The 18,067-nt window shown below is 62.0% G+C and carries 11 protein-coding genes; 5 read left to right on the top strand and 6 right to left on the bottom strand.

Annotated elements, in window-relative coordinates:
• Positions 1-77: 77 nt before the first annotated feature.
• The gene (locus J3P86_RS17695) at positions 78-2,462 is read left to right on the top strand and encodes a sensor domain-containing diguanylate cyclase (RefSeq protein WP_434698547.1); all 2,385 of its coding nucleotides are present in this window, start codon (positions 78-80) and stop codon (positions 2,460-2,462) included.
• Positions 2,463-2,596: 134 nt separating this feature from the next.
• On the opposite strand, the gene dacB is transcribed toward J3P86_RS17695, so the two are convergent.
• A complete protein-coding gene (gene dacB / locus J3P86_RS17690) occupies positions 2,597-4,063 on the bottom strand; it encodes a D-alanyl-D-alanine carboxypeptidase/D-alanyl-D-alanine endopeptidase (protein ID WP_434629634.1) in 1,467 nt (488 codons plus the stop codon).
• A 234-nt stretch (positions 4,064-4,297) separates the two neighbouring features.
• On the opposite strand from dacB, the gene J3P86_RS17685 reads away from it, so the two are divergent.
• Positions 4,298-4,639: a YggL family protein gene (locus J3P86_RS17685; RefSeq protein ID WP_434572947.1), complete on the top strand. Its 342-nt coding sequence runs from the start codon at positions 4,298-4,300 to the stop codon at positions 4,637-4,639.
• A 167-nt stretch (positions 4,640-4,806) separates the two neighbouring features.
• Here the strand turns inward: J3P86_RS17685 and J3P86_RS17680 are convergent, their stop codons facing one another.
• Positions 4,807-5,997 (bottom strand): benzoate/H(+) symporter BenE family transporter, encoded by a 1,191-nt coding sequence (locus tag J3P86_RS17680; RefSeq protein ID WP_434629638.1) that lies wholly within the window; start codon positions 5,995-5,997, stop codon positions 4,807-4,809.
• 242 nt (positions 5,998-6,239) lie between these two features.
• On the opposite strand from J3P86_RS17680, the gene J3P86_RS17675 reads away from it, so the two are divergent.
• Complete coding sequence (locus J3P86_RS17675; protein WP_305499918.1) at positions 6,240-7,004, top strand: GntR family transcriptional regulator; 765 nt, start codon at positions 6,240-6,242, stop codon at positions 7,002-7,004.
• A gap of 184 nt (positions 7,005-7,188) precedes the next feature.
• On the opposite strand, the gene guaD is transcribed toward J3P86_RS17675, so the two are convergent.
• From guaD to xdhA, 4 genes are all read right to left on the bottom strand, one after another.
• Positions 7,189-8,493, bottom strand: a complete 1,305-nt coding sequence (gene guaD, locus J3P86_RS17670) for a guanine deaminase (protein ID WP_434698546.1) — start codon at positions 8,491-8,493, stop codon at positions 7,189-7,191.
• A gap of 20 nt (positions 8,494-8,513) precedes the next feature.
• Positions 8,514-9,350, bottom strand: a complete 837-nt coding sequence (gene xdhC / locus J3P86_RS17665; RefSeq protein ID WP_434698545.1) for a xanthine dehydrogenase accessory protein XdhC — start codon at positions 9,348-9,350, stop codon at positions 8,514-8,516.
• A 122-nt stretch (positions 9,351-9,472) separates the two neighbouring features.
• Positions 9,473-11,872, bottom strand: coding sequence for a xanthine dehydrogenase molybdopterin binding subunit (xdhB, locus tag J3P86_RS17660; protein WP_434698544.1), 2,400 nt, complete (start codon positions 11,870-11,872; stop codon positions 9,473-9,475).
• Complete coding sequence (gene xdhA / locus J3P86_RS17655) at positions 11,865-13,319, bottom strand: xanthine dehydrogenase small subunit (RefSeq protein ID WP_434698543.1); 1,455 nt, start codon at positions 13,317-13,319, stop codon at positions 11,865-11,867. Before xdhA ends, xdhB begins: the two co-directional genes overlap by 8 nt.
• A 368-nt stretch (positions 13,320-13,687) precedes the next feature.
• Here xdhA and J3P86_RS17650 point away from each other — a divergent pair, with 368 nt between their 5' ends.
• Positions 13,688-14,347 (top strand): GntR family transcriptional regulator, encoded by a 660-nt coding sequence (locus tag J3P86_RS17650; RefSeq protein ID WP_305499923.1) that lies wholly within the window; start codon positions 13,688-13,690, stop codon positions 14,345-14,347.
• A 1-nt stretch (position 14,348) separates the two neighbouring features.
• Positions 14,349-17,837 (top strand): chromosome segregation protein SMC, encoded by a 3,489-nt coding sequence (gene smc / locus J3P86_RS17645; RefSeq protein ID WP_434698542.1) that lies wholly within the window; start codon positions 14,349-14,351, stop codon positions 17,835-17,837.
• Positions 17,838-18,067 lie beyond the last annotated feature (230 nt).

Genomic DNA, 18,067 nt, shown 5'->3' with positions numbered 1-18,067 from the left:
AAAAGTAATGGCAAATAGCTATAACTTAGTGTGTGACCGGGGCTGGACCAATGCCTGGTCCTTTCTGAGTCATGTTTATGGCATTACATCAGGTGCGTCCCAGGATCCTGGGCTTTATCAGCGAAGATGTTTCAGCATGGCTCGTGGCTTGCGTCGTCCTGATGGCAGGCCTGCTGCTGACCGGTTTGTTGGCCTGGGGCACGTTGAAGCAGTTCAACCAGCAATTGCGCCAGCGCTTCGAATTGCTCGCCGAAGAACGCTATAGCCGCCTCGACGAGCGTTTCCAGGACCAGGAGCAACGTCTCGACAGTCTGAGGCGGTTCTTTGCCAACTCCGCGGGAGTGTCTGGCGCCGAATTCCATGGCTATACCGAAGCGCTCTTGCGGCGTACCCGGGCCTTTGCCTGGGCGCCACGGGTGCTGCGGGAGGAGCGCCAGGCATTCGAGCAACAGGCACGAGCCGAAGTATCCACTACCTTTACCGTTCGTGAACGAGACGAGGCCGGAATCCTGCGCCAGGCCGCTGAGCGGAATGAATACGCGCCGCTGCTGTATATCCAGAGCCAGCCATCCTATGGCGCGCCGCTGGGCCTGGATCTGCTTTCGCATCCACTGCGCCGTGCCACGCTGGAACGGGCGCGCCAGCGTAACGCCCTGGTAGTTTCCGAGCCCATTGATCTGATCGGGAGCGATCCGGCCTTTGCCCGAGGTGTGATGCTGGCGGCGCCCGTTCTCAAGCCTCTGGCCCGCGAGCCGTTCGGCTACGTGGTGGCGGCCATCAGCATGCGCCAGTTGGTCGCCGATGGGCTGCCGGAGGCGGAGGATGACAGTCTGACGATGCGTGTGATTGATTCCGCCCACGATACCCCTTGGGAAGTCCTGTTCGAAACATCCAACCGACCGGGTAAAAGCGAGCTGTCGGCGGTCCGGATGTTGCGCCTGGCCGATCATGACTTCCGCGTGGAGTTGCGGCCCAGTCTCGCGTTCCTGTCGAACAATCATTCCAGCGTCGTGAGCGTCACGGTGTTGGGCGGGCTGCTCAGCCTGATGCTCAGCGTCTTGCTGTATACGTTGGTCAGCCAGCGACAGCGGGCCTTGGCGCTGGTGGAACAGCGCACCCGGGAACTGCATGCCCGGGAATCGGAACTGCGCGGCACCCACGGCCAATTGAAGGGCGTGCTCGACGCCGCGACGCAAGTCGCGATCATCGCGACCGACCTGCGCGGTGTCATCACCACGTTCAATGCCGGCGCCGAGCAGATGCTCGGCTATCGCAGTTGCGATGTCCTGCAGAGCATGACCCTGGAAAGTCTTCACGTTCCGCGTGAGCTGCAGCATCGGGCCGCACAGCTGGCCGTGCGTTTCGGCAAGCCAATCCCGACGTGCCATGCGATGCTGCTCGAAGGCGGTGAGCAGGGCGGCCAACAGGCTCGGGAGTGGACCCTGGTGCGCCGCGACGGCAGCCACCTGACGGTCAACATGCTGGCCACGCCCGTGCTCGACGACCAAGGGTTGTGGGTCGGGCACCTGGCAATCTGCATCGACGTCACCGAACGCAAGCGCGTCCACGAAGCCTTGGCCGCACGGGACCTGCTGTTGAAAAAACTCAGCGCCCATGTCCCCGGCGGCATCTATCAGTTCAAGATGGACTTTACCGGTGAGTTCAGCGTGATCTATGCCAGCGACGGCATCCGCGACATCTACGAACTGGAGCCTGACGTGCTGGTACGGCACGCCGAAGCGGTGTTTTCGCGCATCCATCCGCTGGACAGCGCCCGGGTGCGTGCTTCGATCCGCATCTCGGCGGAGACATTGAGCCCGTGGCGCGAAGAGTACCGGGTGCAACTGCCGCAGCGCGGTCTGCGCTGGGTACGCGGAGAGGCCACGCCCGAGCAATTGCCTGGCGGCGGTGTGTTGTGGCACGGCTATGTCTCGGACATCTCCGACCTCAAGCGCGTGGAAGAAGAACTGCGGGCACTGTCCATTACCGACGCGTTGACCGGCATTCGCAACCGGCGCTATTTCCAGGAGCGCCTGACTTCGGAGATGGCCCGGGTTGAACGGGGCTCCGGCGAGCTGGCGGTCATCATGCTCGACATCGATCACTTCAAGCGCATCAACGACCAGCATGGCCATGCGGTGGGTGATCGGGTGTTGCAGGCGGTCTGCCAGCGCATCACCCATCGGTTACGCCGCACCGACGTATTCTGCCGGTTGGGCGGCGAAGAGTTCGTGGTGCTCTGCCCGGATACGGACAATGAAAGTGCCTACACCCTGGCGTTGGGGTTATGGGACGGCCTGCGGGGTTCGCCGATCGACGACATCGGCACCATCACCGCCAGTTTTGGCATCGCCAGCTGGCGCGTTGGCGAAGGTGCCGACGCGCTGCTGTTGCGCGCCGACTCAGGTGTGTACGCGGCGAAGCAGGCCGGGCGGGATCGGGTCGAGGTGCAGTTGGGCTAGCCAACTTCACCCCGAGACGATGTGGGAGCGAGCTTGCTCGCGAAGCGGTGATTCAGTCCATGAAGAGTCTGAATGTTCCGGCGCTTTCGCGAGCAGGCTCGCTCCCACACATCTGGTTTTGTGTTGGGGCTGGCTCAGAGCACCGACGCCGTCTGCGGCAGTTTCGGCTGGCGATACAAGTCCAGCAGCACCTGGTCCAGCACGGAGGAGGCGCCCCATGGCTTCGGATCGTTGAGGATCGCCACGACCGCCCAGGTATTGCCATTGATGTCGCGGCTATAGCCGGCAATGGCGCGGACTGTGTTCAACGTACCGGTCTTGACGTGCGCTTCGCCGGCCATGGCGGTGGTCTTGAGGCGTTTGCGCATGGTGCCGTCCGTGCCGGCGATGGGCATCGAGCTGATGAACTCCGCCGCATACGGGCTGCGCCATGCCGCCTGCAGCATCGCCGCCATTTCCCGGGCGCTGACCCGTTCGGCGCGGGACAGGCCGGAGCCGTTTTCCATCACCAGGTGCGGCGCGGTGATGCCTTTCTTGGCCAGCCACTGGCGCACCACTCGCTGCGCAGCCTTGGCATCGTCGCCGTCGGCCTCGTTGCGAAACTCCGCGCCCAGGCTCAGGAACAGTTGCTGGGCCATGGTGTTGTTACTGTATTTGTTAATGTCGCGGATGATCTCCGCCAGGTCCGGGGAGAACGCCCGGGCCAGCAGCTTGGCGTTCTTCGGCGTCGCGGCCAGGCGGTCGCTGCCCTGGATGCTGCCGCCCAGCTCCTTCCAGATCGCTCGCACGGCGCCAGCGGTGTAGGTGGCATGGTCGAGCAGCGACAGGTAGGTCTGGGAGCTGCAACCCTCGCCGAGTTGGCCGCTGACGGTCACGGTCATGCTGCCGTCCGCCTGGGCCACCGGGTTGTAGCGCACGCCACCAGTGCACTGCTTGGAGTTGGCGGCCTTGACCACATTCTCGATGCGGATGCTGGCGATGGGCGGTTCGACCGATATCAGTACCCGGCCAGCGTCATTGCGGGCCACGAAGCGCAGCGCCTTGAGGTTGACCAGCAGCGAATCGGGCTTGACCAGGAAGGGTTTGTTTTCGTCATTGCCGTCGTCGTTGAACTCGGGCAATTGCGGCTGGATGAAGAAGCTGCGGTCCAGCACCAGGTCGCCGGTGATCTGCTGCACGCCGTTGGCTCGCAGGTCACGCATCAACAGCCAGAGCTTTTCCATGTTCAGCTTGGGATCGCCGCCGCCCTTGAGGTACAGGTTGCCGTTGAGAATGCCCCCGCTGAGGGTGCCGTCGGTGTAGAACTCGGTTTTCCACTGATGGTTCGGCCCGAGCATTTCCAGGGCTGCGTAGGTCGTTACCAGCTTCATGGTGGACGCCGGGTTCACCGAGACATCGGCGTTATACAGCGTCGGGGTGCCGGGGCCGTTGAGCGGTACCATCACCAGGGACAGGGCGTGGTCTTGCAGTTTGCTGTTCTTCAGGGCCTTTTGCACATTCGGCGACAGGGCGGTGTTGATGGTGGCGGCTTGGGTGGGGACAGGCAGGGCCAAAGGAAGAAGAAGGCTGGCCAGAAGCAATGGGCGCAAAGATTTGATCATGTGAAATAAAACCCTGCAGGCGAGGGGGAAAAGAACGAGGACATGAAAATGAACGCCCTCAACGGTCATGAAAGTGTCGGCATTATGCCCCAAGGCGCAACGGCTTGTGCCGTGCCCAAGCCCAGCGAAGCGGTATTTTTTTACCGGCGGTAGGCGGACTTGCCCGATCAGTCGGGCAATCGACGCACCAAACTGGTAAAGTGCCGGCCGTTATTACTTATGAGGATTGTTCCAATGGCGACTAACCGTTCCCAGCGTCTGCGCAAAAAGCTGTGCGTGGATGAATTTCAAGAGCTGGGTTTCGAACTGAACCTGGATTTCAAAGAAGATCTGGCCGATGAGGCTATTGACGCTTTCCTCGACGCTTTCCTGAAAGAAGCCATGGAAGCCAATGGCCTGGGCTATGTCGGCGGTGACGACTATGGTCTGGTCTGCCTGCAGAAGCGTGGCTCGGTGACCGAAGAGCAGCGCGCTGCCGTTGAAGCCTGGCTCAAGGCCCGTCCTGAGCTGACCAGTGTTGAAGTCAGCCCGCTGATGGATGTCTGGTATCCGGAAAAGCCGATCAACAAGGCTTGATGGTCTGAAAAAAACCGGCAACCCGTTTGGGTGCCGGTTTTTTTTGTGCCTGTCGGTTGGGTAATTGTTGTCCTTCAGGTCGCTTTCGCGAGCAGGCTCGCTCCCACCGGGGATGTGTGAACACCGACCCAATGTGGGAGCGAGCCTGCTCGCGAAGCTTTCAAGATTCAGGCATTCCGCCAGTTCAGGATGAGCAAGGTCACCACCCCCGCGACAATCCCCCAGAACGCCGAGCCGATGGAAAACAGCGTCAACCCCGACGCCGTGACCATGAAGGTGATCAACGCCGCTTCCCGTTCCTTCGCTTCGCTCATGGCGATGCTCAGGCCATTGATGATCGAGCCGAACAGCGCCAATGCCGCGATGGACAGCACCAACTCCTTGGGCAGCGCAGCGAACAGCGCCGCCAGCGTTGCGCCGAAAACCCCGGCAAAGCCGTAGAAAATCCCGCACCAGACGGCCGCCGTGTAGCGCTTGTCGCGATCTTCATGGGCATGTGGCCCGGTGCAGATCGCCGCGCTGATGGCGGCGAGGTTGATACCATGGGAACCGAATGGGGCCAGCAACAGCGACGCAACGCCGGTGCTGGTGATCAATGGCGAGGCCGGTACGTTGTAGCCGTCGGCGCGCAGCACGGCGATGCCAGGCATGTTCTGCGAGGTCATCGCCACCACGAACAGCGGGATACCGATGCTGATGGTGGCCCCCAGGGAAAATTCTGGCGTGGTCCAGACCGGTGTCGCCACTTCCAGGGCGAAACCGCTGAAGTCGAGAAGTCCGAGCAAGCCCGACAGGGCAGTGCCGACCAGCAGCGCGGCCAATACCGCATAGCGGGGCGACAGGCGCTTGACGATCAGATAGGTAAAGAACATCCCCAGCACCAGGCCGGTGCGATGTTGCGCGGCGACAAATATTTCGCTGCCGATCTTGAACAGAATCCCCGCCAGCAGCGCGGCCGCCAGCGAAGCCGGAATGCGTTTGACCAGGCGCTCGAAGCTGCCGGTCAGGCCACAGATCGTCACCAGCACCGCACAGGTGATGTACGCGCCGATGGCTTCGCCATAACTCACGCCGCCCAGGCTGGTGATCAGCAAGGCTGCGCCGGGTGTTGACCAGGCGATGGTGATTGGCGTGCGGTAGCGCAGCGACAAGCCGATGGAGCACACCGCCATGCCGATGGAGATGGCCCAGATCCATGATGAAATCTGCCCGCTGGTCAGCCCCGCCGCCTGCCCGGCCTGGAACATCAGTACCAGTGAGCTGGTGTAGCCGGTCATCATGGCGATGAAACCGGCGACGATGGCCGATGGCGAGGTATCGGCCAGGGGGCGAAGTGGCGCGGTGCTGATTTCGGTCATGGTGAGCGGTTGTCCTTGTTGTAGATTGGCTGGACTGGCGGAGCCACGGATTGCCGGATCAAGCCTAAACTCAACGCAGTTGTCGATTGCAATACAGCCATGCCCGCAAAGAGCCGTACAGTCGTGTTGCCATCAGAGGTTGTGTACAATCGCCGTGTTTATTACGCGATACTTGCCAGCGACCCGCTGTGCCGTATTACAGTCACGGTTAAATCGCCGCAGTTCTCCCGACTCGAGTGCCCATGAACGAACAGTTGCAACCCCTCAAGAAACAACCGCGAGCAGGCAAAGCCGGCCGCAGCGGAACCCAGGACGATATTGTCTACGCGCACATTTTCGAGGCCATCCTCGAACAGCGTCTGGCGCCTGGTACGAAGTTGAGTGAAGAGGCGCTTGGGGAGATTTTCGGGGTGAGTCGCACCATCATTCGTCGCGCGCTGTCGCGCCTGGCTCATGAAGGCGTGGTGCTGCTGCGCCCGAATCGCGGTGCGGTGGTCGCCAGCCCGAGCGTCGAAGAGGCACGCCAGGTGTTCTTTGCCCGGCGCATGGTGGAGAAGGCGATCACTGAACTGGCGGTACAGCATGCCAGCGCCGAACAGCTTGCCGAGCTGCGGCAGATGGTCAGCGACGAGCGCGACAGTTTTTCCCGAGGGGACCGTGGCGCCGGCATCCGGTTGTCGGGCGAGTTTCACCTCAAGCTGGCCGAGGCGGCAAAAAACGCGCCGCTGATCAGCTTTCAGCGCAGCCTGGTATCACAGACTTCGTTGATCATCGCCCAGTACGAAAGCGGTAACCGTTCCCACTGTTCCTATGACGAACACACCCAGTTGATCGATGCCATCGAGGCCCGTGACGCAGCCCTGGCGGTGAACCTGATGATGCATCACATGGATCACATCGACAGCAAGCTCAACCTCGACGAAGAAAGCGCGTCGGACGATTTGCATGCAGTGTTCTCGCATCTGTTGCAGAGCAAGAAGCCGGGGCGGTCGACGGCCAAGCTCTGATTGAGTTGAGTCAGCGATGCCGAGGCGCGCCCTTCGCGAGCAGGCTCGCTCCCACAGTGGATTTGTGTTGGTCACACTGACCCTGGACTGTCTCCAGAAAGTTGGACACCAATCTGGCTTCTGGGGTCAGGCAACCCTGTGGGAGCGAGCCTGCTCGCGAAAGCGGTCTGGCAGGCGCTGAAAGTTAGCGCTGGTGCACCAACCGGCCTGCCGCATAAGTCTGCGCCACCGTCCGGTCATCCCCCAGGGTCATCAGTACGAACAACCGCTCGGCCATGTCCTTGGCCTGCTTCAGGCGATAGCTCAACAGCGGCGTGGTGTTGTAGTCCAGCACCAGGAAGTCCGCGTCCGTGCCCGGCTGCAACGTGCCGATCCGGTCTTCCAGGCGCAAGGCCCGGGCGCCGCCGAGGGTGGCCAGGTACAGCGATTTGAACGGGCTCAGTCGCGCACCTTGCAACTGCATGACCTTGTAGGCTTCGTTCAGGGTTTGCAGCAGCGAAAAACTGGTTCCGCCGCCCACGTCGGTGCCAAGGCCCACATTGACTTTGTGCTTCTCGGCCATCGGCAGGTTGAACAGGCCGCTGCCCAGGAACAGGTTCGAGGTCGGGCAGAACGCGATGGCCGAACCGGTTTGTGCCAGGCGTGCGCATTCTTCGTCGCACAGATGCACGCCATGGGCAAACACCGAGCGCTCGCCGAGCAATTGGTAGTGGTCGTAGACGTCCAGGTAGCCTTTGCGCTCGGGGAACAGCTCCTTGACCCATTGCACTTCCTGCAGGTTCTCGCTGATGTGCGTCTGCATGTACAGGTCCGGGTATTCGCCGAGTAACTGGCCGGCCAGGGTCAGCTGCTCCGGCGTGCTGGTCGGCGCGAAGCGCGGGGTCACGGCGTAATGCAGGCGACCCTTGCCATGCCAGCGTTCGATCAGCGCCTTGCTCTCGGTGTAGCTGGATTCGGCGGTGTCGACCAGGTAGTCCGGCGCGTTGCGGTCCATCATGACCTTGCCGGCGATCATCCGCAGGTCGAGTTTCTCGGCAACCTCAAAAAAAGCGTTCACCGATTGCGGGTGCACACTGCCGAATACCAGGGCTGTGGTGGTGCCGTTGCGCAGCAGTTCCTTGACGAAAATGTCCGCCACCGCCTCGGCGTGGGCCGGGTCGGCGAACTGGCTTTCGCAGGGGAACGTGTAGGTGTTGAGCCAATCCAGCAACTGCTCGCCATAGGCGCCCACCATGCCGGTCTGCGGCAGGTGGATATGGGTGTCGATGAAGCCGGGAGTGATCAGGGTGTCCTGGTAGTGCGTGATCTCGATATCCGCCGGAAGGGTCGGCAACAAATCGCTGGCGTGGCCGATAGTGCTGATCAGGCCATTTTCAACTACCAGCAGGCCATCCTCGAAATACTCATAGGACGCCTCGATACCGACTTCGGCCGGGTCGGCGAGGCTGTGGAGCAGGGCGGCGCGGTAGGCTTTGCGTGTCAGGGGCATGGGAATTCTCGATAACAGGGTTAACGCTGGTTGCGGCGCGAGACCGGCAGCAACCTGGCAATGGGTTCGGCGCGGGAGGTGTGCTGGCCGAAATCCGCGTTATAGGTGGCGATGATTTCGCCGGCGATGGAGATGGCGATTTCAACGGGCAGCTTGCCTTTGACTTCGCCGATGCCCATCGGGCAGCGCATGCGTTGCAGGGCGCCACTGTCGAAGCCGCGATCACGCAGGCGATGTTCGAACTTGACGCGTTTGGTCTTCGAGCCGATCAGGCCGAAGTAGGCGAAGTCGTTGCGCTTGAGGATCGCGGCGCTCAGTTCCAGGTCGAGCTGGTGGTTGTGGGTCATGACGATGCAGTAGCTGCCGGCGGGCAGTTCGTCGACTTCGTCCAGCGGGTCTTCAGTCACGATTTTCTGTACGCCGTGGGGCAACTGCTCAGGAAATTCCGATTCCCGCGAGTCGATCCAGCGCACCCGGCAAGGCAGGCTCGCCAGCAGCGGCACCAGGGCGCGGCCGACATGACCGGCACCGAACACGGCAATCTGCGCCTGGACCTGGCCCATGGGTTCGAACAGCAACACGGTAACGCCACCGCAGCACTGGCCCAGGCTGGCGCCGAGGCTGAAGCGCTCGAGATGGGTGTTCTGCTGGCCGCTGGCAAGCATCTGCCGGGCAATCTCCATCGCCTTGTATTCCAGATGACCGCCGCCAATGGTGTCGAATGTCTGGCGGGCGCTGATGACCATCTTCGAGCCGGCGTTGCGCGGGGTGGAGCCGAGCTCCTCGATGATCGTCACCAGCACGCAGGGTTCGCCGCGGGTTTGCAGGTCGGCGAGGGCGCTGATCCAGTTGTACATATTCACCTCGACATCTTTGTTGTCTGTTCCAGCCTCATCGCGAGCAAGCTCGCTCCCACATTGGATCGGTGTTCACAAATCCCTGTGGGAGCGAGCTTGCTCGCGATTGGCCGCGCCGCGGTCTAGAGCGAAGCCACTTCGGCTTCGGCTGCCGCAGGCTTCACAGCCTTTGGCTGGCGCATCTGCTCACATCCCCACAACACCCGCTCCGGCGTCGCCGGCGCATCGATTTTCGGTTGCTGCCGATAATCCCCCAGGCTCGCCACGGCGTCCTTGATGGCGCACCACGCGGCGATGCCGAGCATGAACGGCGGCTCGCCCACGGCCTTGGAATGGAACACCGTGTCTTCGGGGTTCTTGCGGTTTTCCACCAGTCGCACCCGCAGGTCCAACGGCATGTCGGCCACGGCCGGGATCTTGTAGCTGGCCGGGCCATTGGTCATCAGCTTGCCCTTGTCGTTCCACACCAGTTCTTCCATGGTTAGCCAGCCCATGCCCTGGATGAAGCCGCCCTCGACCTGGCCGATGTCGATGGCCGGGTTCAGCGAGGCGCCAACGTCGTGGAGGATGTCGGTGCGCAGCATCTTGTATTCGCCGGTGAGGGTGTCGACGATCACCTCGGCACACGCGGCGCCGAAGGCATAGTAATAGAACGGCCGGCCACGGGCCTGGCTGCGGTCGTAGTAGATTTTCGGGGTCTTGTAGAACCCGGTGCTCGACAGCGAGACCTGGGCGAAGTAAGCCTGTTGTACCAGCGCTTCGAAGGTCAGGATGTGATCGCGCACCCGCACGTGGCCGTTGTGGAATTCCACGTCTTCTTCGCTGACCTTGTATTGCCGCGCGGCGAATTCCACCAGCCGTTGCTTGATGGTTTCGGCGGCATTCTGCGCGGCCTTGCCGTTCAGGTCGGCGCCGCTGGACGCGGCGGTGGGCGAGGTGTTCGGGACCTTGTCGGTGTTGGTCGCGGTGATCTGCACGCGGTCCATTTCCACCTGGAACACCTCGGCAACCACTTGGGCGACTTTGGTATTGAGCCCTTGGCCCATTTCCGTGCCGCCGTGGTTCAGGTGGATGCTGCCGTCGGTGTAGACGTGAATCAACGCCCCGGCCTGGTTGAGGAAACTGGCGGTGAAGGAAATGCCGAACTTCACCGGCGTCAGCGCCAGGCCCTTCTTGAGGATCGGGCTGCCTGCGTTGTAGCGGCGGATCGCTTCGCGGCGCTCGGCGTACTGGCTGCTTTCCTCCAGTTCAGCGGTCATTTCCTCGAGCATGTTGTGCTCGACGGTCTGGTAGTAGTGCGTGACGTTGCGCTCGGTCTTGCCGTAGTAGTTGACCTTGCGCACCGCCAGCGGGTCGAGCCCCAGGTGCCGGGCGATGGCATCCATCACCTCTTCGATGGCGACCATGCCTTGGGGCCCGCCGAAACCACGGTAAGCGGTGTTCGACGCGGTGTTGGTCTTGCAGCGATGGCCGTTGATGGTCGCATCGCCCAGGTAGTAGGCATTGTCGGCATGGAACATCGCCCGGTCGACAATCGAGGCCGACAGGTCCGGCGAGCAACCGCAGTTGCCGGCCAGTTCCAGGGCGATGCCATGCAGGCGCCCGATGTCGTCGAAGCCAACGTCGTATTCGATATAGAAAGGATGGCGCTTGCCGGTCATCAGCATGTCCTCCACCCGGGGCAGGCGCATCTTGGTCGGCTGGCCGGTGAGATGCGCGATGACGGCGCACAGGCAGGCCGGGCTGGCGGCCTGGGTTTCCTTGCCGCCAAAGCCGCCGCCCATGCGGCGCATGTCCACCACGACCTTGTTCATCGACACGCCCAACACTTCGGCCACCAGCTTCTGCACTTCGGTGGGGTTCTGGGTCGAGCAGTAGACGATCATGCCGCCGTCTTCGGTGGGCATCACCGAGGAAATCTGGGTTTCCAGGTAAAAGTGTTCCTGGCCGCCGATGTGCAGCGAGCCCTGGATGCGATGTTCGGCGGTAGCCAGCGCCGTGGCCGAATCGCCGCGCTGGTGGGTGTGACTGTCGAGCACGAAGTGCCGCTTGCGCAGCGCCTCGACCACATCCAGCACCGGTTCGAGGTCTTCATATTCAATGATCGCGGCCATGGCTGCCTGGCGTGCGGTCTCCAGATCCCTGGCCGCCACGGCGAGTACCGGTTGGCCGACGAACTGCACGTCATCGATCGCCAGCAGCGGGTCGCCGGGCAACAACGGGCCAATGTCCTTCAGGCCTGGTATGTCCTGATGGGTAATGGCGATGCGCACCCCTTCGAAGGCGTAGCAGGGCGTGGTGTCGATACGCAGGATTCGCGCATGGGCGCGGTCCGACAGCCGGGCATAGACGTGTAACTGATTGGGAAATTCAAGCCGGTCATCGATGTACTGGGCTTCGCCGGACACGTGTTTGGCAGCGCTGTCATGCTTGACACTGCGGCCCACGCCCGTGGTGAGGTCGCGGGCGAACAGCTCGGCCAGTTCGGCCTGGGTCTTCTCTACGGCGTGATGGTTAGACATAAGCGGTCACCCGAGTCTCGATGTGCGGCGTTTGCAGCTCGATGAAGTATTTGCGCAGCAGGTTGCGGGCGCTGAGCAGACGGTATTCCTTGCTGGCGCGGAAGTCCGACAGCGGCGTGAAATCCTCGGCCAAGGCCGCGCAGGCGCGTTCGAGGGTGCTGTCGTTCCACGGCGCGCCGATCAGTGCGGCTTCACAGTGCCTGGCACGCTTGGGTGTTGCGGCCATGCCGCCGAAGGCGACACGCGCGTCCTCCACCAGACCGTTTTCAATATGCAGGTTGAACGCCGCGCACACTGCGGAAATGTCATCGTCCAGGCGCTTGGAAACCTTGTAGGCGCGGAACGTCTGTTCGGCGCTGGCTCGGGGCACGATGATCTTTTCGATAAATTCGCTTTCCTGGCGGGCGGTTACCCGGTAGTCGATGAAATAGTCTTCCAGGGCCAGGGTGCGGCGGGTCTGGCCCTTGCACAGCACGATCTGCGCGCCGAGGGCGATCAGCAGGGGCGGGGAGTCGCCGATGGGCGAGGCGTTGCCGATGTTGCCGCCCAACGTGCCCTGGTTGCGGATCTGTAGCGAGGCGAAACGCTGCAGCAGTTCGCCGAAATCCGGGTATTCGGCTTTTAATGCCTCGTAGCAATCGGAAAGCGCGGTGGCGGCGCCGATCTCCAAACGGTCTTCAAAACGCTCGATGCGCTTGAGTTCGGCGACGCTACCTACGTAGATCATCACCGGCAGGGTGCGGTGGAACTGCGTGACCTCCAGCGCCAGATCGGTGCCGCCCGCCAGTAGCCGCGCCTGCGGATAGGCGTCGTAGAGGTCGGCCAGGTCGGCCACGGTCAGCGGCACCAGGCAACGCTTGTCACCGCTGTTGAGCTCTCCGGTTTCGGTCGGGGCAATGGCTTTCAGGCGGGCGATGGTCTGGGCTTCGCGGGCGTCGAACTGGTCCGGTTGTTTGCCGCAGCAGGCCTGGTCGGCCGCCGCCAGGATCGGCCGGTAGCCGGTGCAGCGGCACAGGTTGCCGGCCAAGGCTTCGTGGGCCTTGTGGGCGTCGGGTTGTTCGCTGTTCTTTTGCAGGGCGAACAGCGACATGACGAAGCCCGGGGTGCAGAAACCGCATTGCGAGCCGTGGCAGTCGACCATCGCCTGCTGGACGCTGTGCAACTGGCCATTGTGCTTGAGGTCTTCGACGCTGATCAGTTGCTTGCCGTGCAGCGACGAGACGAAGGTCAGGCACGAATTGAGGCTGCGGTAGCGGATGCGCTCGCTACCGTTCGCGTCCGTTTCCAGTTCGCCCACCACCACGGTGCATGCACCACAGTCGCCGCTGGCGCAGCCTTCCTTGGTGCCGGGTTTGCCAACATGCTCGCGCAGATAGTTGAGCACGGTCAGGTTCGGGTCCAGGGCGTGCTCGCTACGGAGTTCCTGGTTGAGTAAAAACTGGATCACGGAAGGCCTCGCAGATTCATTATTGTTGTATCGACGTGGGCTGAATTTAGCAGTTCTGACTTTTCGGTCAACGATTTTCTGACTTAAAGGTCAAGAAAAGCTGTTTTGTCGATACACAATGACCTATGGACACTGTAGAGCCCTGTGGGAGCGAGCTTGCTCGCGATGACGGCGTTACATTCAGTATGGATGCAAGCTGACAGACCGCTATCGCGAGCAAGCTCGCTCCCACAGTTTTTTGTTTCGGTACAAACTCCTGAAGTTTTTGCTTATATCGTGCCAAAAACCCGGTGCAGGCCCTGCGCCATGACGTATCGAGTGCGCTACACTGCGCCGCTTGTGCAGATCGAAGAGTTTGAAGGACAACCATGACGTTCAAGGCCCCGGACAGCCTCGCCGAGCAAATCGCCCATTACCTCGCCGAACGCATCATTCGCGGCGAAATGAAACCGGGAGAGCGCATCCAGGAGCAAAAGGTCACGCTGGCGCTCAATGTCAGTCGCGGCTCGGTCCGCGAGGCTTTGCTGATCCTCGAGCGGCGTCATCTGATCGCTATCCTGCCGCGCCGTGGCGCCCACGTCACCGAGCTTACCGAGCACAAGGTGCGCAGCCTGTGCGCGTTGATGAGCGAGCTCTACATCCTGCTGGGCAATGCGGTGGCTCATGGCTGGAAGGAACAGGCCGACATGGCCCCGTTCGTGGCGATCCAGCAACGCCTACAGCAAGCTTACGAGCGCCAGGACATCCGCACCTTCGTTGATGAAAGCTTCAGCGTGATGCGCGCGGCCTATCCGTTTGCCGACAATCCGTATCTGCAAGAGACCGTCGAGAACCTGCAACCGGCGATGAGTCGCGCCTACTTCCTGGCACTTGAGCAGCGCAAGGCTGAAATGAGCGAATTCCTCGACCTGTTCCAGCGTCTGCTTGTAGCGGTGCTGGCCCGCGATCTGCCGCAGATCCGCATCGTGCTGACGGCCTATGCCCAGCGCAGTTGCGATCTGGTGGTTTCGGCCCTGACGGCGGCCTGACGTGCGGCTCAAGTGCATCAAGCTGGCGGGGTTCAAATCCTTCGTCGACCCGACCACGGTGAACTTCCCCAGTAACATGGCGGCGGTGGTCGGGCCCAATGGCTGCGGCAAGTCGAACATCATCGACGCCGTGCGCTGGGTGATGGGCGAAAGCTCGGCCAAGAACCTGCGCGGCGAATCGATGACCGACGTCATCTTCAACGGCTCCACCAGTCGCAAGCCGGTGAGCCAGGCCAGTATCGAGCTGGTGTTCGATAACTCCGACGGCACTTTGATCGGTGAATACGCGGCCTACGCGGAAATCTCCATTCGTCGCAAAGTGACCCGCGACAGCCAGAACAGCTATTTCCTCAACGGCACCAAATGCCGTCGCCGCGACATCACTGACATCTTCCTCGGCACCGGCCTGGGCCCGCGCAGCTACTCGATCATCGAGCAGGGCATGATCTCCAAGCTGATCGAGGCCAAGCCGGAAGACCTGCGTAATTTCATCGAGGAAGCCGCCGGCATCTCCAAGTACAAGGAGCGGCGCCGGGAAACCGAAAACCGCATCCGCCGTACCCACGAGAACCTTGCGCGCCTGACCGACTTGCGCGAGGAGCTCGAACGTCAGCTCGAACGACTGCATCGCCAGGCCGAGGCCGCCAAGAAGTATCAGGAATACAAGGGCGAGGAGCGCCAGCTCAAGGCCCAGCTTTCAGCGTTGCGCTGGCAGGCGTTGAACGAACAGGTCGGCCAGCGAGAGGCGATCATCGGCAACCAGGAAGTCAGTTTCGAAGCACTGGTGGCCGAGCAGCGCAATGCCGATGCCGCCATCGAGCGCCTGCGCGACGGGCACCACGAACTGTCCGAGCGCTTCAATCTGGTGCAGGGACGCTTCTATTCGGTGGGTGGCGACATTGCCCGGGTCGAACAGAGTATCCAGCACGGCCAACAGCGTTTGCGCCAGTTGCAGGACGATTTGAAGGAAGCCGAGCGCGCGCGCCTGGAAACCGAATCCCACCTGGGCCACGACCGCACCTTGTTGCTGACCCTTGGTGAAGAGCTGGACCGTCTTGTGCCGGAACAGGAAATCACCAGCGCCGCCGCCGAAGAGGCCGCGGCAGCCCTGGAAGAAGCCGAGCTGACCATGCACGGCTGGCAGGAGCAGTGGGACAGTTTCAACCTGACTTCCGCCGAACCGCGGCGCCAGGCCGAGGTGCAGCAGTCGCGCATCCAGCAGCTCGAAACCAGCATGGAACGTTTGGCTGAACGGCAACGGCGCCTGGCTGAAGAGCGGGCGTTGCTCGCTGCGGATCCGGAAGACGCGGCGATCCTCGACCTGAGCGAGCAGCTCGCCACCAGCGAAGCGACCCTGGAAGATTTGCAGGCCAGCGAAGACGCCCAGGTCGAGCGGCTGGAACAACTGCGCCAAGCCTTGCAACTGGCCTTGCAGAACCAGCAGCAGGCCCAGGGCGAACTGCAACGCCTCAACGGCCGCCTGGCCTCGCTGGAAGCGTTGCAACAGGCCGCGCTGGACCCAGGCACCGGCACGGCCGAGTGGTTGCGCGACCAGCATCTGGCCGAGCGCCCGCGTCTGGCCGAGGGGTTGAAAGTCGACGCGGGCTGGGAGCTGGCGGTGGAAACCGTGCTGGGCGCCGACCTGCAAGCGGTGCTGGTGGATGATTTCGCCGGCTTCGATCTCTCGGGGTTTGCCCAAGGCGATTTGCGCCTGCTCAGTCCGGCTGGCGATGGCGTGCGGATCCCTGGAAGTCTGCTGGACAAAGTCGAGGCCCAGGTTGACTTGTCGCCCTGGTTGGGTCAGGTCAAACCCGTGGATAGCCTGGAGCAGGCCCTGGCCTTGCGTGGTCAATTGGCCGCCGGCGAGAGCCTGATCAGTCGTGACGGGTACTGGGTCGGCCGGCATTTCCTGCGGGTGCGCCGGGCCGGCGAGGCCGAAAGCGGCATGCTCGCCCGTGGCCAGGAAATCCAGCGTCTGGTCGCCGAGCGCGAAGAGCGCGAGGCCAGCGTCGAAGCCCTGGAAACCGAATTGCAGAACCTGCGGGCGCAACAGCGCCAGCAGGAAAACGGTCGCGAACACCTGCGCCGCTTGTTGCAGGACGAGGCGCGCCAGCAGGGCGAACTCAAGGCGCAGCTGTCCGCTGGCAAGGCCAAGGTTGAACAACTGGCCCTGCGGCGCACCCGTCTCGATGAAGAAATCGCCGAGTTGGGCGAACAGCGGGCGCTGGAGCATGAACAGATCGGCGAGGCGCGCCTGCAATTGCAGGAAGCCCTCGACGCCATGGCGCTGGACACCGAACAACGCGAATTGCTCCTGGCCCAGCGTGACAGCCTGCGCGAACGCCTCGATCGGGTGCGCCAGGAAGCGCGCCAACACAAGGATCATGCCCATCAGCTGGCAGTGCGCCTGGGCTCGCTCCAGGCCCAATACGATTCCACGCGCCAGGCGCTGGAACGTTTGGAAATGCAATCCGAACGCCTCACCGAAAAGCGCGAACAGCTGAGCCTCAACCTGGAGGAGGGCGAGGCGCCGCTGGAGGAGCTGCGCCTGAAACTCGAGGAATTGCTCGACAAACGCATGAGCGTCGACGAAGAACTCAAGACCGCGCAGATCGCGCTGGAGGACGCCGACCGCGAACTGCGCGACGCGGAGAAGCGCCGCAGCCAGGCCGAGCAGCAATCCCAGCTGATTCGCGGCCAGATGGAGCAGCAGCGCATGGAATGGCAGGCCCTGACGGTCCGCCGCAAAGCCTTGCAGGACCAGTTGCTGGAGGACGGCTACGACCTCAACGGAGTGCTCGCCACCCTCGTGGCAGGTGCCAACGAGAAAGAGGCCGAGGAAGAACTCGAACGCATTGCCGCGCGCATCCAGCGCCTGGGCGCGATCAACCTGGCCGCCATCGACGAGTATCAGCAGCAGTCCGAGCGCAAGCGCTACCTCGACGCCCAGAACGATGACCTGGTGGAGGCGCTGGAGACCCTGGAAAACGTCATTCGCAAGATCGACAAGGAAACCCGCAATCGCTTCAAGGATACCTTTGATCAGATCAACGGCGGTTTGCAGGCACTTTTCCCGAAAGTTTTCGGCGGCGGCAGTGCCTATTTGGAACTGACGGGCGAAGATCTACTCGATACTGGGGTGACAATCATGGCGCGTCCTCCCGGCAAGAAGAACAGCACCATTCATTTACTTTCCGGCGGCGAAAAGGCCCTGACCGCATTGGCCCTGGTTTTTGCCATTTTCAAGTTGAATCCGGCGCCGTTCTGCATGCTCGACGAAGTCGATGCGCCACTGGACGACGCCAACGTGGGCCGTTACGCACGTCTGGTAAAGGAAATGTCTGAAACGGTGCAGTTCATCTACATCACCCATAACAAAATCGCCATGGAAATGGCCGATCAGTTGATGGGCGTCACCATGCATGAGCCGGGTTGCTCGCGACTGGTGGCGGTGGATGTGGAAGAGGCCATGGCCATGGTTGATGCGTAAAGCATGTCTGTAGGCGCTTTGCGTAGGGCGTTGTAGGCCTTTTTACCCTTTTGGCTTGTCACTCAATTCACAGATTGGGCATAAGCCAATGCGACAGACGGTGTAAAGTTGTCTTTGGTCGTGCTAGTTTAATGTCAATTTTTCGTGTGCGTGGGCAAAACGCCATTCAGAACATAGAGTTGGCGCCACGTTTTAAAGCGGTTTGCAAATAGCTAAGCCCCTTATTTATC

The sequence above is a fragment of the Pseudomonas sp. D1-1 genome, assembly GCF_051132225.1.
Lineage (GTDB): Bacteria > Pseudomonadota > Gammaproteobacteria > Pseudomonadales > Pseudomonadaceae > Aquipseudomonas.
Note: the sequence above shows the minus strand (reverse complement) of the source record. Positions and strands in the feature narration are given on the sequence as shown.

Coding starts and splice junctions, on each gene's coding strand:
- J3P86_RS17685 (WP_434572947.1), top strand. CDS start 4,298: ATGGCGACTAACCGTTCCCAGCGTCTGCGCAAAAAGCTGTGCGTGGAT.
- xdhC (WP_434698545.1), bottom strand. CDS start 9,350: ATGTACAACTGGATCAGCGCCCTCGCCGACCTGCAAACCCGCGGCGAA.
- J3P86_RS17680 (WP_434629638.1), bottom strand. CDS start 5,997: ATGACCGAAATCAGCACCGCGCCACTTCGCCCCCTGGCCGATACCTCG.
- J3P86_RS17675 (WP_305499918.1), top strand. CDS start 6,240: ATGAACGAACAGTTGCAACCCCTCAAGAAACAACCGCGAGCAGGCAAA.
- J3P86_RS17650 (WP_305499923.1), top strand. CDS start 13,688: ATGACGTTCAAGGCCCCGGACAGCCTCGCCGAGCAAATCGCCCATTAC.
- dacB (WP_434629634.1), bottom strand. CDS start 4,063: ATGATCAAATCTTTGCGCCCATTGCTTCTGGCCAGCCTTCTTCTTCCT.
- J3P86_RS17695 (WP_434698547.1), top strand. CDS start 78: ATGGCATTACATCAGGTGCGTCCCAGGATCCTGGGCTTTATCAGCGAA.
- xdhB (WP_434698544.1), bottom strand. CDS start 11,872: ATGTCTAACCATCACGCCGTAGAGAAGACCCAGGCCGAACTGGCCGAG.
- guaD (WP_434698546.1), bottom strand. CDS start 8,493: ATGCCCCTGACACGCAAAGCCTACCGCGCCGCCCTGCTCCACAGCCTC.